General features: G+C 74.3%; 14 protein-coding genes. 8 read left to right on the top strand and 6 right to left on the bottom strand.

The annotated features are described in order from the left end of the window. Positions 1–20: 20 nt before the first annotated feature. A complete protein-coding gene (locus tag ACF09K_RS12410; RefSeq protein WP_392242832.1) occupies positions 21–887 on the top strand; it encodes an acyl-CoA thioesterase in 867 nt (288 codons plus the stop codon). Here ACF09K_RS12410 and ACF09K_RS12405 read toward each other — a convergent pair. Further along, positions 833–1,786, bottom strand: a complete 954-nt coding sequence (locus ACF09K_RS12405; RefSeq protein WP_392242830.1) for a DUF6397 family protein — start codon at positions 1,784–1,786, stop codon at positions 833–835. The genes ACF09K_RS12410 and ACF09K_RS12405 overlap by 55 nt on opposite strands. A 132-nt stretch (positions 1,787–1,918) precedes the next feature. Beyond that, positions 1,919–2,326, bottom strand: coding sequence for a roadblock/LC7 domain-containing protein (locus ACF09K_RS12400; protein WP_392242829.1), 408 nt, complete (start codon positions 2,324–2,326; stop codon positions 1,919–1,921). A gap of 118 nt (positions 2,327–2,444) precedes the next feature. Here ACF09K_RS12400 and ACF09K_RS12395 point away from each other — a divergent pair, with 118 nt between their 5' ends. After that, positions 2,445–2,873 (top strand): PPOX class F420-dependent oxidoreductase, encoded by a 429-nt coding sequence (locus tag ACF09K_RS12395; protein ID WP_392242828.1) that lies wholly within the window; start codon positions 2,445–2,447, stop codon positions 2,871–2,873. Positions 2,874–2,934: 61 nt separating this feature from the next. Further along, complete coding sequence (locus ACF09K_RS12390) at positions 2,935–3,534, top strand: class I SAM-dependent methyltransferase (protein ID WP_392242826.1); 600 nt, start codon at positions 2,935–2,937, stop codon at positions 3,532–3,534. 120 nt (positions 3,535–3,654) lie between these two features. Here ACF09K_RS12390 and ACF09K_RS12385 read toward each other — a convergent pair whose 3' ends face one another. Beyond that, on the bottom strand, positions 3,655–4,551 hold the full coding sequence (locus ACF09K_RS12385) for an oxygenase MpaB family protein (RefSeq protein WP_392242825.1): 897 nt from the start codon (positions 4,549–4,551) through the stop codon (positions 3,655–3,657). A gap of 99 nt (positions 4,552–4,650) precedes the next feature. On the opposite strand from ACF09K_RS12385, the gene ACF09K_RS12380 reads away from it, so the two are divergent. Together ACF09K_RS12380 and ACF09K_RS12375 are read left to right on the top strand one after the other, a co-directional pair. Next, on the top strand, positions 4,651–4,980 hold the full coding sequence (locus ACF09K_RS12380) for a hypothetical protein (RefSeq protein ID WP_392242823.1): 330 nt from the start codon (positions 4,651–4,653) through the stop codon (positions 4,978–4,980). Positions 4,981–5,128: 148 nt separating this feature from the next. Beyond that, positions 5,129–5,977 carry a hypothetical protein gene (locus tag ACF09K_RS12375; RefSeq protein WP_392242821.1) on the top strand — a complete coding sequence of 283 codons (849 nt, stop codon included), beginning with the start codon at positions 5,129–5,131 and terminating at the stop codon, positions 5,975–5,977. Positions 5,978–6,039: 62 nt separating this feature from the next. Here the strand turns inward: ACF09K_RS12375 and ACF09K_RS12370 are convergent, their stop codons facing one another. Continuing rightward, on the bottom strand, positions 6,040–6,222 hold the full coding sequence (locus ACF09K_RS12370; RefSeq protein ID WP_392242819.1) for a hypothetical protein: 183 nt from the start codon (positions 6,220–6,222) through the stop codon (positions 6,040–6,042). A 235-nt stretch (positions 6,223–6,457) separates the two neighbouring features. On the opposite strand from ACF09K_RS12370, the gene ACF09K_RS12365 reads away from it, so the two are divergent. From ACF09K_RS12365 to ACF09K_RS12355, 3 genes are all read left to right on the top strand, one after another. Then, on the top strand, positions 6,458–9,319 hold the full coding sequence (locus ACF09K_RS12365; protein ID WP_392242817.1) for an SNF2-related protein: 2,862 nt from the start codon (positions 6,458–6,460) through the stop codon (positions 9,317–9,319). Further along, entirely contained in the window at positions 9,316–10,608 is a 1,293-nt protein-coding gene (locus ACF09K_RS12360) for an SWF or SNF family helicase (RefSeq protein ID WP_392242815.1), read from the top strand. Before ACF09K_RS12365 ends, ACF09K_RS12360 begins: the two co-directional genes overlap by 4 nt. Before the next feature lie 139 nt (positions 10,609–10,747). Further along, positions 10,748–12,091, top strand: coding sequence for an esterase-like activity of phytase family protein (locus tag ACF09K_RS12355; protein WP_392242813.1), 1,344 nt, complete (start codon positions 10,748–10,750; stop codon positions 12,089–12,091). 178 nt (positions 12,092–12,269) lie between these two features. On the opposite strand, the gene ACF09K_RS12350 is transcribed toward ACF09K_RS12355, so the two are convergent. Both ACF09K_RS12350 and xylA read right to left on the bottom strand, forming a co-directional pair. Continuing rightward, positions 12,270–12,755 (bottom strand): hypothetical protein, encoded by a 486-nt coding sequence (locus tag ACF09K_RS12350; protein WP_392242811.1) that lies wholly within the window; start codon positions 12,753–12,755, stop codon positions 12,270–12,272. Positions 12,756–13,099: 344 nt separating this feature from the next. Continuing rightward, positions 13,100–14,266 (bottom strand): xylose isomerase, encoded by a 1,167-nt coding sequence (gene xylA / locus ACF09K_RS12345; RefSeq protein ID WP_392242809.1) that lies wholly within the window; start codon positions 14,264–14,266, stop codon positions 13,100–13,102. Positions 14,267–14,315 lie beyond the last annotated feature (49 nt).

Below are 14,315 nucleotides of genomic sequence, written 5' to 3'. Positions count from 1 at the left end.
GGCACAGGAGAAGCACACACATGACGAACCCGGCCGAGAGCCTCGTGGACCTGCTGGACCTCGAGCAGATCGAGGTCAACATCTTCCGCGGCCGCAGCCCGCAGGAGTCACTGCAACGGGTCTTCGGCGGACAGGTCGCCGGCCAGGCGTTGGTGGCGGCCGGCCGGACGACGGAGGGCGACCGGCCCGTGCACTCGCTGCACGCGTACTTCCTGCGGCCGGGCCGGCCGGGGGTGCCGATCGTGTACCAGGTCGAACGGGTGCGGGACGGGCGGTCGTTCACGACGCGCCGGGTCACCGCGGTGCAGCAGGGACGCACGATCTTCAACCTCACCGCCTCCTTTCACAAGCCCGAGGAAGGTCCTTTCGAGCACCAGCTGCCGCCGGCCCGCGAGGTGCCGGATCCGGAGTCCCTCCCGACGGTCACGGAGGAGGTCCGGACGCACCTGGGCGCGCTGCCGGAGCAGTTGGAGCGGATGGCGCGTCGGCAGCCCTTCGACATCCGGTACGCGGACCGGCTGCGCTGGAGTGCCGAGGAGATCAAGGACGCCGAGCCGCGCAGCGCGGTGTGGATGCGTGCCGTCGGTCCGCTGGGTGACGATCCGCTGGTGCACACCTGCGCCCTGACGTACGCCAGCGACATGACTCTCCTGGACGCCGTGCGCCTTCCGGTCGAACCGCTGTGGGGGCCCCGGAACTTCGACATGGCGTCCCTGGACCACGCGATGTGGTTCCACCGGCCGTTCCGCGCGGACGAGTGGTTCCTCTACGACCAGGAGTCACCCGTCGCGATCGGGGGCCGCGGTCTGGCACGCGGGCGGATCTACGACCTTCAGGGGCGGCTGCTGGTGTCCGTCGTGCAGGAGGGGCTGTTCCGGAAGCTGTAGGCCCCGGCGCCCCGGACGCCTCTGCGGAGCAGCCGGCCCAGCAGTCCGGTCCCGGGCCGCTCGGCCCGCGGGGTCCGCTCCGGGTTTCCGGCCGGCCGCGGCGGGGCGGGCTTCGCGGTGGGCCGTGGGGCCGGCCGGTGTGCGCGGGCCTGGTCGAGGGCGTGGGCCAGGTCGGAGCGCAGCCGGGCGATCTCGTCGGGGTCGGCCGCCGTCGTGATCCTCTCCGCCAGCAGCGCGGCCGGTGAACCCGGGGCGCCGTGCGTCGGCGGTCCGGGCCGGAAACGGTTCAGGTGGGAACGCTCGTAGGGGTCCCCGGCGATGTCGGCGATCTGTGCCGGGTCCAGGAGGGCGGCCAGGGCGCCCGCCCGCTGCCAGGGGTCCTCGGCCTGCCGCAGCAGGGCTCCGAGGTGCCGCCCGCGCCAGTTCCGGGCCCGTAGGTCCAGTCCGGCGGCCAACCGGTCCCGCGTCCCTTCGGGCGCACGGCCCGTCAGCAGGGTCGCGTTGCCCTCGTCGGCGGTGAACTGCCGCAGTTCATCGGCGAGGTAGAGCCATACGACGGCGCGGTAACGGTTCAGGTAGAACGTCACGGGCACCAGGAACCCCATCCTCGCCAGGCGCGTGAACCGGCTCGGAGGCACCCGCATGACGGCCGCCGCCTCGGTGGTGCCGACGGCCTCGACGCTCCTGGTCAGGGCGTCGGGAAAGCCGGGCGCCGCGCGCAGGCGGTCGATCTCGGCACGGGCCACCCGCCGGCCCCCTCCTCCCTCGTCGGGCACGGTCCCGATGCGTCCGAGGTGCACGGCGAGGTCGAACTGACGCCGCCCGATGCCCAGTTCCCGGGCCGCGCGGCTGTAGGTGCAGAAGAGGGCGCGCGGTGGCGCGACGGTGTGGTCCGACATGGCCGGTCTCCCCCGTGGAGTGAAGGGCCCCGCGCCGTCCGCGGTGGCCTCGGGAAGAACCGTAGCCCCGTTCGCGAAACTCCTGGCGGCCTGTGGATAAGTCCACCGGAGGGACGGAAGCCCAGGTCAGAGCTATGGGTGGGGGTCGCTGCCGGGTCGCCGCGCGTCGACGGTGAGGTGCTCTCCGACGCGATTGACGAGCAGGGCCATCTCGTAGGCGATCTGTCCCATGTCGGCCTGGGCCGCGCTGAGCACGCAGAGACAGCTGCCGCTGCCGGCGGCCGTGACGAACAGCACCGCGTCGTCGAACTCGACCATCGTCTGGCGCACCCGGCCGACACCGAAGTGACGGCCGGATCCCTTGGCCAGGCTGTGCAGTCCGGACGCGACGGCGGCAAGGTGCTCGGCGTCCTCCCTGCGCAGTCCCGTGCTCGCGCCCGCCACCAGTCCGTCGGTGGACAGGACCAGGGCGTGGTGCACTTGTTCGACGCGCTCGGTCAGGTCGTCCAGCAGCCACCCCAGGCTCTGCTTCTGTGCCATGTTCCGTCTCCCCGTGACGTTCCCCGTGTGATGTTCCCCGCGTGGTGTGCCCGCCTGGCCGACAGGTCCGTCCGCCAGCCTTCCCCACCTCCGGCCGCCGGGCAAGGAGGATGGGGGCATGGCACAGAAGATGACCGACGAGGAATGGCGGGCGTTCGTCTCGCAGGGCACCCGCACCGCGAAGCTGTCGACGGTACGGGCCGACGGAAGCCCGCACGTGGCGCCCGTCTGGTTCCTGCTCGACGGGGACGAGGTGGTGTTCAACACCGGCAAGGAGACGGTGAAGGGGCGCAATCTGGCGCGGGACGGCCGGGTCGCCCTGTGCGTGGACGACGACCGGCCGCCGTTCGACTTCGTCGTGCTGCGGGGGCGCGCCCGGATCTCCGAGGACCTCGACCAGGTGCGGCTGTGGGCGACCCGCATCGCGGCGCGGTACATGGGGGACGACCGGGCCGAGGCGTTCGGCGCCCGCAACGGGGTCCCGGGCGAGCTGGTGGTCCGCGTCGGGATCGAGAAGGTCCTGGCGCAGAAGGCCGTGGCGGACTGACGCGAGGGGCGGCCCGCTCGGTCCGAGACGCCCTCCGCGCCGGTGGGGGATCATGCGGAACATGAGCGACGACCACACACACGTCCAGGAGTTCTTCACCCCGCGCGCGGCGGACTGGGACAGCCGGTTCCCCGACGACGGCCCCGCCTACGCGGCCGCGGTCACGGAACTCGGTCTGCGCGAGGGCGACCGCGTGCTGGACGCGGGCTGCGGCACCGGACGGGCCCTGCCGGCGCTGCGCGGCGCCGTGGGATCCTCCGGGGTCGTCGTCGGGGCGGATCTGACCCCGGCGATGCTGGAGGCCGCCGCGCGAGCCGGGCGTGACCGGGCCGGGCACCTGCTGCTCGTCGACGTCACCGCGCTCCCCCTGCGCTCCGGTTCGCTCGACGCGGTGTTCGCCGCCGGTCTCGTCGCCCATCTGCCCGACCCCTCGCGGGACCTGCGCGAACTGGCGCGGGTGGTCCGCCCCGGCGGCGCGCTGGCGCTCTTCCATCCGATCGGCAGGGCGGCCCTCGCCGCACGCCAGGGGCGTGGCGTCACCCCGGACGACCTGCGCGCCGAGCCGAACCTGCGGTCGCTGCTCGCGGGCTCGGGGTGGCGCATGACGTCGTACGTCGACGAGGACGCCCGGTTCCTGGCGCTGGCCGTGCGCGAGGGCTGAGCCCCACGCGTCCTCGGCGACCGCCCTCACGACGCCGTCGGGGCCGTCGGGGCCGTCGGGGCCGTCGGACATGGCGTCGTGCCCGGTGGCCGGCACGGTCCCGCGCGCGGGACGCCGACGTCACCGGGCGGCCGAGCCGTCACCGTGCCGTACGGGGCAGCCCCGCAGGCCGGGTGTCGGCCGGGTGCCCAACTGCTCGAGGCGGTAGCCCTGCGGGTAACTCCTGATCTCCCGGTTCTGGCGCGCGAAGTGCGGTGCGCGGCGCGGCGGGAGGAGACGGACGGCACGTCCGCGCGCGCGTACGGCCCGGCGGACCAGCGCGCGCGTGAGGGGGCCGGGCGGGGTGTACCGGAAGGCCCGCAGGAGCGGTTCGTCCAGCAGGGCGAGGGTGGTGGTGCGCAGCACGGGGGCGAGCGGCCTCGGGTACCAGGAGGCCATCAGGTCGAGGGTGGCGTCCGAGACCGCCCGTGCGCCTTCGTCCCAGCCGAAGTGGGCCTCCTCGTAGGCGTCGAGGCAGGCTTCGAACTCCTCGTAGGACGAGGGGATGTCCTTGATGCCCATCCGGTGTCCGAGGGTGCGGTAGTGGACGGTGGAGGCGACGATCTCGTGGCGGGACAGCCTGCGCCATCCGTAGGCGTCGATCCAGCGCTTGGGCACGACGACGAACGTGCAGAGCACGTAGCGCATGTCGTCGTCGCTGATGTCGTAGCTGCGGTGCATGCGGTTGATGCGGCGCACGGCCGTCCGGCCCTGTTCGCTGTCGAATCCGTGCTCGACGACGGCGTCGAGGAGCAGCGCGGTGTCGTCGTAGCGCTTCTGGGAACGCTCCGTGAGTTCCGCCGTGCGGGCGAGCAGACCGCCGATGCTCGGCACCGCGTAGGTGCGGTAGAGGGCGAGTTCCAGGGCTCGGGTGAAGTCCCAGGGGAACTCGTGGGCGACGGTCAGCCGGTAGATCTCGGAGGCCTCCGTCACGGGGTCCATGCGCCGGATCCGTCCGAGCCGCTCGTAGCGCTTCACCGCTCCGTCCCCCTTCTGCCGCCGGAACCACGACTCTACTGTGAGTGACGTCCGGTGGACGCTCGGTCGGCGCAACCATGTGAGGAAAGGCGGTCGGCGATGTTCGACTCGGTCGGCAGGATCCGGGAGCGGCTGCTCGGCGCCACGCGCGGGCGGCCGCGGCCGGGCGACGCGCGTCCCGCCGGAAAGCCGCGGGGATCCGGCACGGGGCGCGCGCCCAACCTGTTCGAGGCGGCCGCCGCGTACGTGGCGGCGTGCGCGGAGGACGATCAGGACGGGATGGAGGAGGCGGCGGGCTGGGTGTCCCCCGAGGCGCTGTCCTTCGGGGTCAACGAACTGGCGTGCCGGGCGGTGATCGCACTCGCGCGTGAGCGCGACGAGTCGCCGCGGGCGGTGGCGCGGGCCCTTCTCGGGCTGCCGCCGGCGTGACGCTGTCGGCGACCTGAGGGCGACCTGAGGGCGATTCGCCCCCGTCCGGTGGGAGAACTGCAGCTCCGGGCGGGTCGGGGAGTCGTGACAAGCACCTTCTCGCCGCACTAGGGTGCGCGCCGACGGACGAACCGATGGGGAGGCTGGGATGGCAGGGACGGAAGAGGACGCCGTCGCCGCCGCCGACGATGCGCTCTACGTGCTCACGGCGGTGCTGCTGACGCCGGCGAAGTTCCCGAGTGTGCTGGGCGACGACTACCCGGAGGCCTGCGCGGCGCTCGGCCTCGCGCCGCTGGCCGACGGCTACGGCCTGGTGCTGGGCCAGGACGGTGAGGGCGCTCGGTGGACGGTCGTCATCGACGACGTGTCGCTGGTGGCCGTCGCCATCGCGTCGTGGGACTGCGGCATGGAGTACGACCTGTCGCCCGACGAGCGGACGGTGGTCGCCGCCCTGCCCGGCTGGCCCCTGGCGGTGGCCGTCGCGGCGCCCGGCGTGCCGGCGCCTCACGACCCCGGACCGGAGGAGACGGACGGTCCCGCTCTGCGCCCGCCGGACACGACCGCCTGGGGCCCCGCGCAGCGGCGGCTGGGAGCCGACGAGATCGCGCTCCAGTGGGCGCTGTGGCGGGAGCAGATCGACGACTCCGAGTTCGCGCCCGCACCGGACGGGACGGAGGCGGCCGGGCCGGGCGACGGCGGGGCGGAGGACGGCGGGGACGCCACGGCGGGACACGGTGGCGTACGACGTGTCCTCGCGGAGGTCCGCGCCTACGTGGAGACACCGCCTCCGCCGGGACGCGTGCGCTCGTCGTTCGCCGCGGGTGACGCGCGCACGCTGCGCGCGGACGGTCCCGGCTGGTCGCTGGTGGCCCGCACCGACGACATCGCCTTCGTCCTGCTCGACGACGAACCGGGCGAGGTGCTGCCGGTCGGGCGGGGACCCGAACTGCCCGGCCTGCTCGAGGCGCTCGACAAGATGGCCGTACGGCCCAGCTGAACCCGGACGGCGGAGCCCGGACGCATGCCGGACGGCGGGGGCCGCGACGCGGCCCCCGCGGATCAGCGGCCGATCTCCTTGCGCGTGACCCGGCGCAGCCTGCGCCGCTGCGAGGGATCCAGCGTGAGGTACGCCACGGCCGGAACCCCCAGCACGATCAGCAGAACCGCCCACAGGGGCAGCCAGATCAGCAGCAGGAGCCCTACGGCCACTCCCCCTGCGGCGATCTTCGCGTTCTTCGACATGTGCGTCGCCTCCTCCGCGGCCACTGCCGCTCTCTGATGTGAGAACGGCTCCGCGCGGTGTCCGGTTCCAGCATCCTCCCTGAGACGTCCCTGACGTCCACCCCGAGATGCCCCTGAGACCCCCTCGGCCGCGCCTCCTCCGGGAGTCCTTCCGGCAGTGGCACACGCCGGGGGGCGGAGTGCTGTACCCTCGGCCGCCGACACCAGTAGTCAAATTTGAGGAGCAGGCATCTCTGTGCAGTGGGTTTCCGCGGGAACACCGTCCGAGATCGAGGAACTGGCGCGCCGGCCCGCCGTGTTCGTGCCCGGCGTGCCCGCGCGCACCGGCCGTTTCGCCTTCTGGCAGCACGACGGCGACGCCCCGCCCCTTCCCGGGTCGGGCTCGCCGGAGGACCTGTCCGTCGTGCGGCCCTCCGGCGCGGGCGTGGCGCTGGTGCGCGTACCGGCCGTGCTGCTTCCGGTGCACGAGGCCCTGACCCTCCTCACGCGCGCGCGTGCCGTGCGCGAGGCGCACCGGGCGGTCGCCTTCTGGGGCGCGGCGGCCCTGACGGCCCTGGACCTCACCGCGCGCGGGCTGCTGCTGCCCGGTCTGTCCCCCGACGATCACGACGCCTGGCGCGCGGGCCCCCTGGGACCGGACGACGTCGAGCGAGTGCGCCGGCTGGCCGCCGCCATGCCTCCCGAGGCACACGCCCTGCCGCTGGACCACGTCCCGCCCCTGCGGCTGCCGGACCGGGAAGGACTGCTGCGGGCCTTCCTGGACGCGGTCGCGGACACCCTCCCCCGCTCCCCCGCCGCACCGCTCCTGGCGGGCGGACCGGCCTACGCGGCCCCGGAGCCCCTGCACGTGCCGCGGTTGCGGGCCTGGGCCGCCGACGTGGCGGCCGGCCACGACGCCGGCGTACGGGTCTCGCTGCGGATCGAGGTCTCGGGGCTCACCCGGGACGCCGAGGGAGCGGCGCCGTCCTTCCGCGCCGTGCCGCAGGTGCACAGCGTGAGCGATCCCGCGCTCGTCGCGGACGCCACCGCGATCTGGCGGGACTCCGGCGCCGACCGGACGGCGTTCGGCCCCCGCGCGCGGCGGGACGCGCTCCTCGCCCTGCGCCGCGCCGCCCGCGCGTGGCCCGCCCTCACGCCCCTGCTGTCGACGGCCGTACCGGACGCCGTCGACCTGGTCGACGAGGAGGTCTCGGAACTCCTGGGAGAGGGGTCGCGGGCGCTGGCCGCGGCGGGAGTCGAGGTGCACTGGCCCAGGGAGCTGGCACGCACGCTCACCACCCGCGCGGTGGTGGGCCCGCCCGACGACGCCGCCGGGCCGGACCGGGCCGCCTCGGACACGCCGTCGTTCCTGTCCGCGGACGCGGTCCTCACCCTCAGCTGGTGGTTCGCGCTGGGCGACCGTCGCCTCACGCGCGAGGAACTGGACCGCCTCGCCGAGGCGAACCGGCCGCTCGTGCGGCTGCGCGACCAGTGGGTGCTGATCGACCCCCGGGAGGTGCGCCGTGCTCACGACCGGCGGGACCGCGAGGTGACCCCGGTCGACGCGCTCGGCGCCGCCCTGACGGGCTCCACGGAGGTCGACGGCCGTCTGGTCGAGGTGCGGCCCACCGGATGGCTGGCGGTCCTGCGGGAGCGTCTGACGCGCCCGCAGGACCAGGAACCGGTGGAACAGCCCGCCGCGCTCCACGCGACGCTGCGCGACTACCAGCGGTACGGCCTCGGCTGGCTGGCCAGGAACACGTCCCTGGGGGTCGGCTGCTGCCTGGCCGACGACATGGGCCTCGGCAAGACCGTCACGCTGATCGCCCTCCACCTGCACCGCCGGACGGATCCCTCGGCCGCCGGCCCCACCCTGGTGGTCTGCCCGACGTCCCTCATGGGCAACTGGCAGCGGGAGATCGAGAAGTTCGCCCCCGGCACACCCGTGCGCCGCTTCCACGGGCCGCGCCGCGATCTCGCGGACCTGGCCGACGGGGAGTTCGTCCTCACCACCTACGGCACCCTGCGCACGGACGCGGGCCGGCTCGGCGGGGTGTCCTGGGGGCTGGTGGTGGCGGACGAGGCGCAGCACGTGAAGAACCCGTACGCGGAGACCGCGCGAGCACTGCGCACGATCAGGACACGCGCGCGCGTGGCGCTCACGGGAACGCCGGTCGAGAACAACCTGTCGGAACTGTGGGCGATCCTGGACTGGACGACCCCCGGACTGCTGGGCCGGCTGGGCACGTTCCGCGCCCGGTACGCCCGGGCGGTCGAGGAGGGCGGGGACCCGGCCGCGGCCGAACGGCTCGCCCGGCTCGTGACCCCGTTCCTGCTGCGCCGCCGCAAGTCGGACCCGGGCATCGCGCCGGAGCTGCCGCCCAAGACCGAGACCGATCACCCGGTGTCCCTGACCGGGGAACAGGCGGGCCTGTACGAAGCCGTGGTGCGCGAGACGCTCGCGACGATCGCCGGGGCGGACGACATGGCACGGCGCGGACTGGTCGTGAAGCTCCTGACGGACCTCAAGCAGATCTGCAACCACCCGGCGCAGTACCTCAAGGAGGAACGGCCGAGGACCGCCGGGCGCTCCGGGAAGCTCGAACTGCTGGACGAGCTGCTCGACACGATCCTCGCCGAGGGGGCGAGCGTCCTGGTCTTCACGCAGTACGTGCGCATGGCGCGGGTTCTCGAGCGCCATCTGGCGGCGCGGGGCGTGCCGACCCGACTCCTGCACGGCGGCACTCCCGTCGCGGAGCGCGAGGCCATGGTGGCGCGCTTCCAGGACGGCGAGGTGCCCGTGTTCCTGTTGTCGCTCAAGGCGGCCGGGACCGGACTCAACCTGACGCGCGCGGAGCACGTCGTGCACTACGACCGCTGGTGGAACCCGGCCGTCGAGGCACAGGCCACCGACCGGGCCCACCGCATCGGGCAGACCCGGCCGGTGCAGGTGCACCGGCTGATCGCGGAGGGCACGGTCGAGGACCGCATCGCCGACATGCTGCGCCGCAAGCGCGAACTCGCCGACGCCGTGCTCGGCTCCGGGGAGGCGGGGCTCACCGAGCTGTCGGACGCCGAACTGGCCGAGCTGGTGGAACTGCGAGGGGGAACGCGATGACGTCGTACGACAGCGAGCGGGAACGTGTCTTCCAGCCGCCACCACCCCCGCGGGGAAAGGGTTTCGCGCGGTCGTGGTGGGGGCGGGCGTGGCTGGCCGCCCTGGAGGACGGGGCGCTGGACGAGAAACCGATGCGGACGGGCCGCGGGCTCGCGCGCGCGGGGGCCGTGGGCGCCGTGTCGGTACGGCCGGGGCGCGTCACGGCCGTGGTCAGGGACCGCGACGGCACGGGGTACCGGGCCGATGTGCTGCTCGACGTCCTGACGGACGGCCAGTGGGACCGGTTCCTGGACCTGGCCGTGGAAAGGGCCGGGCACGTGGCCGCGCTGCTCGACCGTGAACTGCCGCCGCACCTGGTCGAGGACGCGGGGACGGCGGGTGTCGACCTGCTGCCGGGACCGGGCGAGCCGGAGGCGGAGTGCGGCTGCGGCGCCTGGGACCACTGCGGCCACACGGCGGCCCTGTGCTATCAGGTGGCGCGACTGCTCGACGAGGATCCGTTCGTCCTGCTGCTCCTGCGCGGCGGCGCCGAACGGGCCCTCCTCGCCGGCCTCCAGGACCGCAGCACCGCCGCGGCACCGGCCGCGACCGCGCCCGCCCCGCGGGAAGGCGTGGACGCGCTGGAGGCGTACCTCGCCGGGCACGTCCTGCCCCCGTTGCCCGCCGTCCCCGAGCTGCCCGGACGGCCCGGCGTGCCGCCCTCGTTGCACACCGGGGTCCCGCCCGTCGGCGAGGTGGAACCGGCCGCCCTGGAACTCCTGGCCGCCCGCACGGCCGTACGGGCCCGCGCCCTGCTGGCGGAGGCCCTGCGGGGCGGGACGGAACGGCGGGCTCCGGCCGGAGCACTGACGGTCGGGGAGGACGCGGTGCGGCTGGCGGCGGACGGTCCCGGAGACGCCGGGCCGCCGCGCCCCGTGTCGGACCGGCTCGCCGCCGGCTCCGGGCGTGACCGGGAGCAGCTGGAACTGGCCGTCCGGGCCTGGCGCATCGGCGGTGGGGCCGCGCTGGCGGTGCTCGAGGAGGAGTGGACCGTCGAGGGCGAGGCCCTCGCACGCGCGCGTGCCGCTCTGGACGCCGCCTGGGCGGAGGACGAGCGGCCGGCGCTGCGGGCACGGGGCAACCGGTGGACGGTGGCCGGGTCGGCCGCTCAGCTGCGTCTGGGGCGGGACGGCCGCTGGTGGCCGTATCGCAAGGAGCGCGGGCGCTGGGTTCCAGCCGGGGGCGCGGCCGGGGATCCGGCGACGGCCCTGGCCGCCGTCGGGTCCGACGGGGCGGGAGAGCCCTGCTGAGGTGAGGGCCGCTCCGGTGGAGGCGTGCGGGCGGGACCGACGGTCGTCGGACGGAACGCGTTCACCGGGGCGTCGCACGGCGTTCCGCGGGTGAACCGACGCTGTCCGCTGTCACCACCGTTGTTCCCCAGGAGGCTCGATGTCCCCGCATGCCACCGGCCGACGCGCGGTCCGGCGTTCCGTCGCGGCGGTCGTACCGCTCGCCGTGCTGACCGCCCTCACGGCCGCCGACCCGGCGTCCGCCCACCCGCGGCCCGGGGAGGCGCGCGTCATCGCGACGGCGACGCTCGGCGACATCCCGCTCGGGACGTTCAGCAACGCGCTCCTGCCCGGCACCGTCGCCGAGGACCGGGGCGTGGACCTCGGCGGCATCGGCAGCGACATCCACCCGGTGGGCCGCGAGGGCGAGTACTGGACGGTCACCGACCGCGGTCCCAACGGCCAGATCAAGGTGGACGGTACGAAGCGCCGGACGTTCCCGGTGCCCGGCTTCGATCCGGCGATCGTGCGGATCAAGGTGTCCGGGGACACCGTGAGGGTGCTCCGGTCGATCCCGCTCACCACCTCGTCCGGCAAGCCCGTGACGGGCCTGCCGAACCAGGCGGAACGCGACGAGGCGCCGTACTCCCACGACGCGCGGACGCCGCTGCCGTTCGATCCGAACGGGCTGGACACCGAGGGCGTCGTGCCGGCGGCGGGCGGCGGCTTCTGGCTCGTCGACGAGTACGGGCCCTCGCTCGTGCACGTCTCCGCGCGCGGGAGGGTCCTCACCCGCTACGTGCCCGAGGGCCTGAACCTGACGGGGGCCGACTATCCGGTGGTGGAGGCGCTGCCCGGGGTGCTGTTGCACCGCAAGGTCAACCGCGGATTCGAGGGGCTCGCGCAGTTGCCGGGCGGCGACCTCGTGCTGGCGGTGCAGAGCCCGCTGTCGCTGCCGGACAAGGACGCCGGCGAGGCCTCGCGCACGGTGCGCCTGCTGCGCTTCTCGCCGAAGAAGAAGGCGGTCACCGCCGAGTACGCGTACCGCTTCGACCCGGTGGCGGTGGTCGACCCGAGCGAGGACGACACCTCCGAACTCAAGATCTCCTCGGTCGTCGCGGCGGGCGGTGACCGGCTGCTGGTCGAGGAGCGGACCGACAAGGCCGCCCGCCTGCACCTGGTGCGGCTGGACCGCGGGGCGGACATCCTGGGGGACCGCTGGGACGACGGGGCGACGTCGCCGTCGCTGGAACAGCTGGCGGACCCGGCGGCCGCGGGCGTCCCGGTGCTCTCCAAGCGACTGGTCGTCGACCTCGGCACGGTCGCCGGAGTGCCCGGCAAGATCGAGGGCGTCGCGCTCGTGAACCGCGACACACTCGCCCTGATCAACGACAACGACTTCGGGATGACGGACGGCGCGGGCGCGTTCGACGCCCGGGGCCGGCTGGTCGACAGCGGCATCGAGACGAAGGTGACGTACGTGCGGCTGCCGAGGGGGCTGTGACGGCCGACCGGTGACACCGGACCGGGCGGCACGCGGCCGGGCGGCGACGGTGTGCGTGTGCGGCACGCGCGTGTGCCGCACACGCCGTCACGCGTGATGCGGTGTGAGGCCTCCCTCCCGCGCGTGCGGCGACACGCGATGCGGCACGCGGCCTCATGCGCGCCGTACGACGGCAGGCTCAGGGGAGCAGCTCCCCCACGGACGGCAGGAGGGACTCGAGATCGCTCGGCAGCACGGTCGGCAGCCCGTCGGGGAGCCCGGTGGGGAGCCGGGACGGCAGTTCGGTCGGGAAGCCGCTCGGCAACCCGCTGGGCAGGCCGCTCGGCAGCCCGCTCGGCAGGCGGAACGAGGGGGCGGGCGAGGAGCCCGTGCCCGCCGGTGCGTCGCCGTCGGGCGAATCGTCGTCCCCGGAGGTCATCAGCACCACGGTGACGACGGCCGCGGCGGCGACCAGCAGCGCCAGTACGGCGAAGAGCGGGTTCCTGCGCCTTCCGGGGCCACCGGGAGGACCGGGCGGCGCGGAGGACGGCCGGGGCGGCGGCCGGTCGCCGCCTCCCGAGCCGTGGTCGGGGCCGAAGCCCGGGGAGGGTGGTCCGAAGCCGCCCGGAGGCGGCGTGTCACCCGGCGGACCGGGCGGCTGGGGCGGTACGGGCGGCATGGCCATGGCGTCCAGGATCGCGGTGGGCGCGCCGACGCGCGACCCCCGCACGGAAGTTGATACCGGCTCATGCCGTGGACGGCACCGTTCCGGCGTCATCACCACGGAGGCCACCGGTACGACGTGCGCACCACGGAGGCCGTCGACACGACGTGCTCACCGCGGAGGCCACCGGCACGGCGTACTCGACGGCACGCGCGCGCATGTGCCTCGACGGCGCACGCGCGTACGTGATGACGTCGTCATGAGCGACGCGCGCGTACCTGGTCGGCCGCACGCGCGCGCAGCAGGACGCGCGGCGCGCGTGAGGGCGCCGGGAAGGGCCCGGGCGCACCCACGCGCGCGTGCCGTCAGCCGCGGGCGCCGAGCAGGTGGTCCATGGCGAGCTGGTCGAGGCGCTCGAAGGCCATGCCGCGGGCGGCGGCCGCGTCGGCGTCGAAGTCCTCGAACGCCGAACGGTCGGCGAGCAGGGCCTGCAGCCCGTCGGCGGCGGTGGCCTGGGCCAGCTGGTCCAGACGGGAGTCGCGCAGGGCCTGCTGGACCTCGGGGTCGTCGCGGAACGCGGCCGCACGCTCCTTGAGGATCAGGTAGTTGCGCATGCAGCCCGCGGCCGACGCCCACACGCCGTCGAGGTCCTCGGTGCGCGGGGGCTTGAAGTCGAAGTGCTTGGGGCCCTCGTAGCCGGCGCTCTCCAGCAGGTCGACCAGCCAGAACGCCGAGCGCAGGTCACCGGCGCCGAAGCGCAGGTCCTGGTCGTACTTGATGCCGGACTGGCCGTTGAGGTCGATGTGGAAGAGCTTGCCCGCCCACAGCGCCTGGGCGATGCCGTGCGGGAAGTTCAGGCCCGCCATCTGCTCGTGACCGACCTCGGGGTTGACGCCGTACATCTCCGGGCGCTCCAGGCGCTCGATGAACGCCAGCGCGTGCCCGACGGTGGGCAGCAGGATGTCGCCGCGGGGCTCGTTCGGCTTGGGCTCGATGGCGAAGCGCAGGTCGTAGCCCTGCTCGACGACGTACTCGCCGAGGAGGTCGAAGGCCTCCTTCATGCGGTCCAGGGCGACGCGCACGTCCTTGGCGGCACCGGACTCCGCGCCCTCGCGCCCGCCCCAGGCCACGTAGGTCTTCGCACCCAGCTCGGCGGCCAGGTCGATGTTGCGGATCGTCTTGCGCAGCGCGTAGCGGCGCACGTCGCGGTCGTTCGCGGTGAACGCGCCGTCCTTGAAGACCGGGTGCGTGAAGAGGTTGGTGGTGGCCATCGGCACCTTCATGCCGGTGGCGTCCAGGGCCTGGCGGAAGCGCTTGACGTGCTCCTCGCGCTCGCTGTCGGAGGACCCGAAGGGGATCAGGTCGTCGTCGTGGAAGGTCACGCCGTGCGCGCCCAGCTCGGCCAGGCGCCGCACCGTCTCGACCGGGTCCAGGGCGCGCCGCGTGGCGTCACCGAACGGGTCGCGTCCCTGCCAGCCGACGGTCCACAGACCGAAAGTGAACTTGTCATCGGGGGTGGGCTGGTAGCTCATGCCGCGGCTCCTTGCTTGAAGACTGACTCGCTGACTATTTCGTCATGGC

The organism is Streptomyces sp. NPDC014882, from assembly GCF_043081325.1.
GTDB lineage: Bacteria > Actinomycetota > Actinomycetes > Streptomycetales > Streptomycetaceae > Streptomyces.
Note: the sequence above shows the minus strand (reverse complement) of the source record. Positions and strands in the feature narration are given on the sequence as shown.

Coding starts and splice junctions, on each gene's coding strand:
- ACF09K_RS12410 (WP_392242832.1), top strand. CDS start 21: ATGACGAACCCGGCCGAGAGCCTCGTGGACCTGCTGGACCTCGAGCAG.
- ACF09K_RS12405 (WP_392242830.1), bottom strand. CDS start 1,786: ATGTCGGACCACACCGTCGCGCCACCGCGCGCCCTCTTCTGCACCTAC.
- ACF09K_RS12400 (WP_392242829.1), bottom strand. CDS start 2,326: ATGGCACAGAAGCAGAGCCTGGGGTGGCTGCTGGACGACCTGACCGAG.
- ACF09K_RS12395 (WP_392242828.1), top strand. CDS start 2,445: ATGGCACAGAAGATGACCGACGAGGAATGGCGGGCGTTCGTCTCGCAG.
- ACF09K_RS12390 (WP_392242826.1), top strand. CDS start 2,935: ATGAGCGACGACCACACACACGTCCAGGAGTTCTTCACCCCGCGCGCG.
- ACF09K_RS12380 (WP_392242823.1), top strand. CDS start 4,651: ATGTTCGACTCGGTCGGCAGGATCCGGGAGCGGCTGCTCGGCGCCACG.
- ACF09K_RS12375 (WP_392242821.1), top strand. CDS start 5,129: ATGGCAGGGACGGAAGAGGACGCCGTCGCCGCCGCCGACGATGCGCTC.
- ACF09K_RS12370 (WP_392242819.1), bottom strand. CDS start 6,222: ATGTCGAAGAACGCGAAGATCGCCGCAGGGGGAGTGGCCGTAGGGCTC.
- ACF09K_RS12360 (WP_392242815.1), top strand. CDS start 9,316: ATGACGTCGTACGACAGCGAGCGGGAACGTGTCTTCCAGCCGCCACCA.
- ACF09K_RS12355 (WP_392242813.1), top strand. CDS start 10,748: ATGTCCCCGCATGCCACCGGCCGACGCGCGGTCCGGCGTTCCGTCGCG.
- ACF09K_RS12350 (WP_392242811.1), bottom strand. CDS start 12,755: ATGGCCATGCCGCCCGTACCGCCCCAGCCGCCCGGTCCGCCGGGTGAC.
- xylA (WP_392242809.1), bottom strand. CDS start 14,266: ATGAGCTACCAGCCCACCCCCGATGACAAGTTCACTTTCGGTCTGTGG.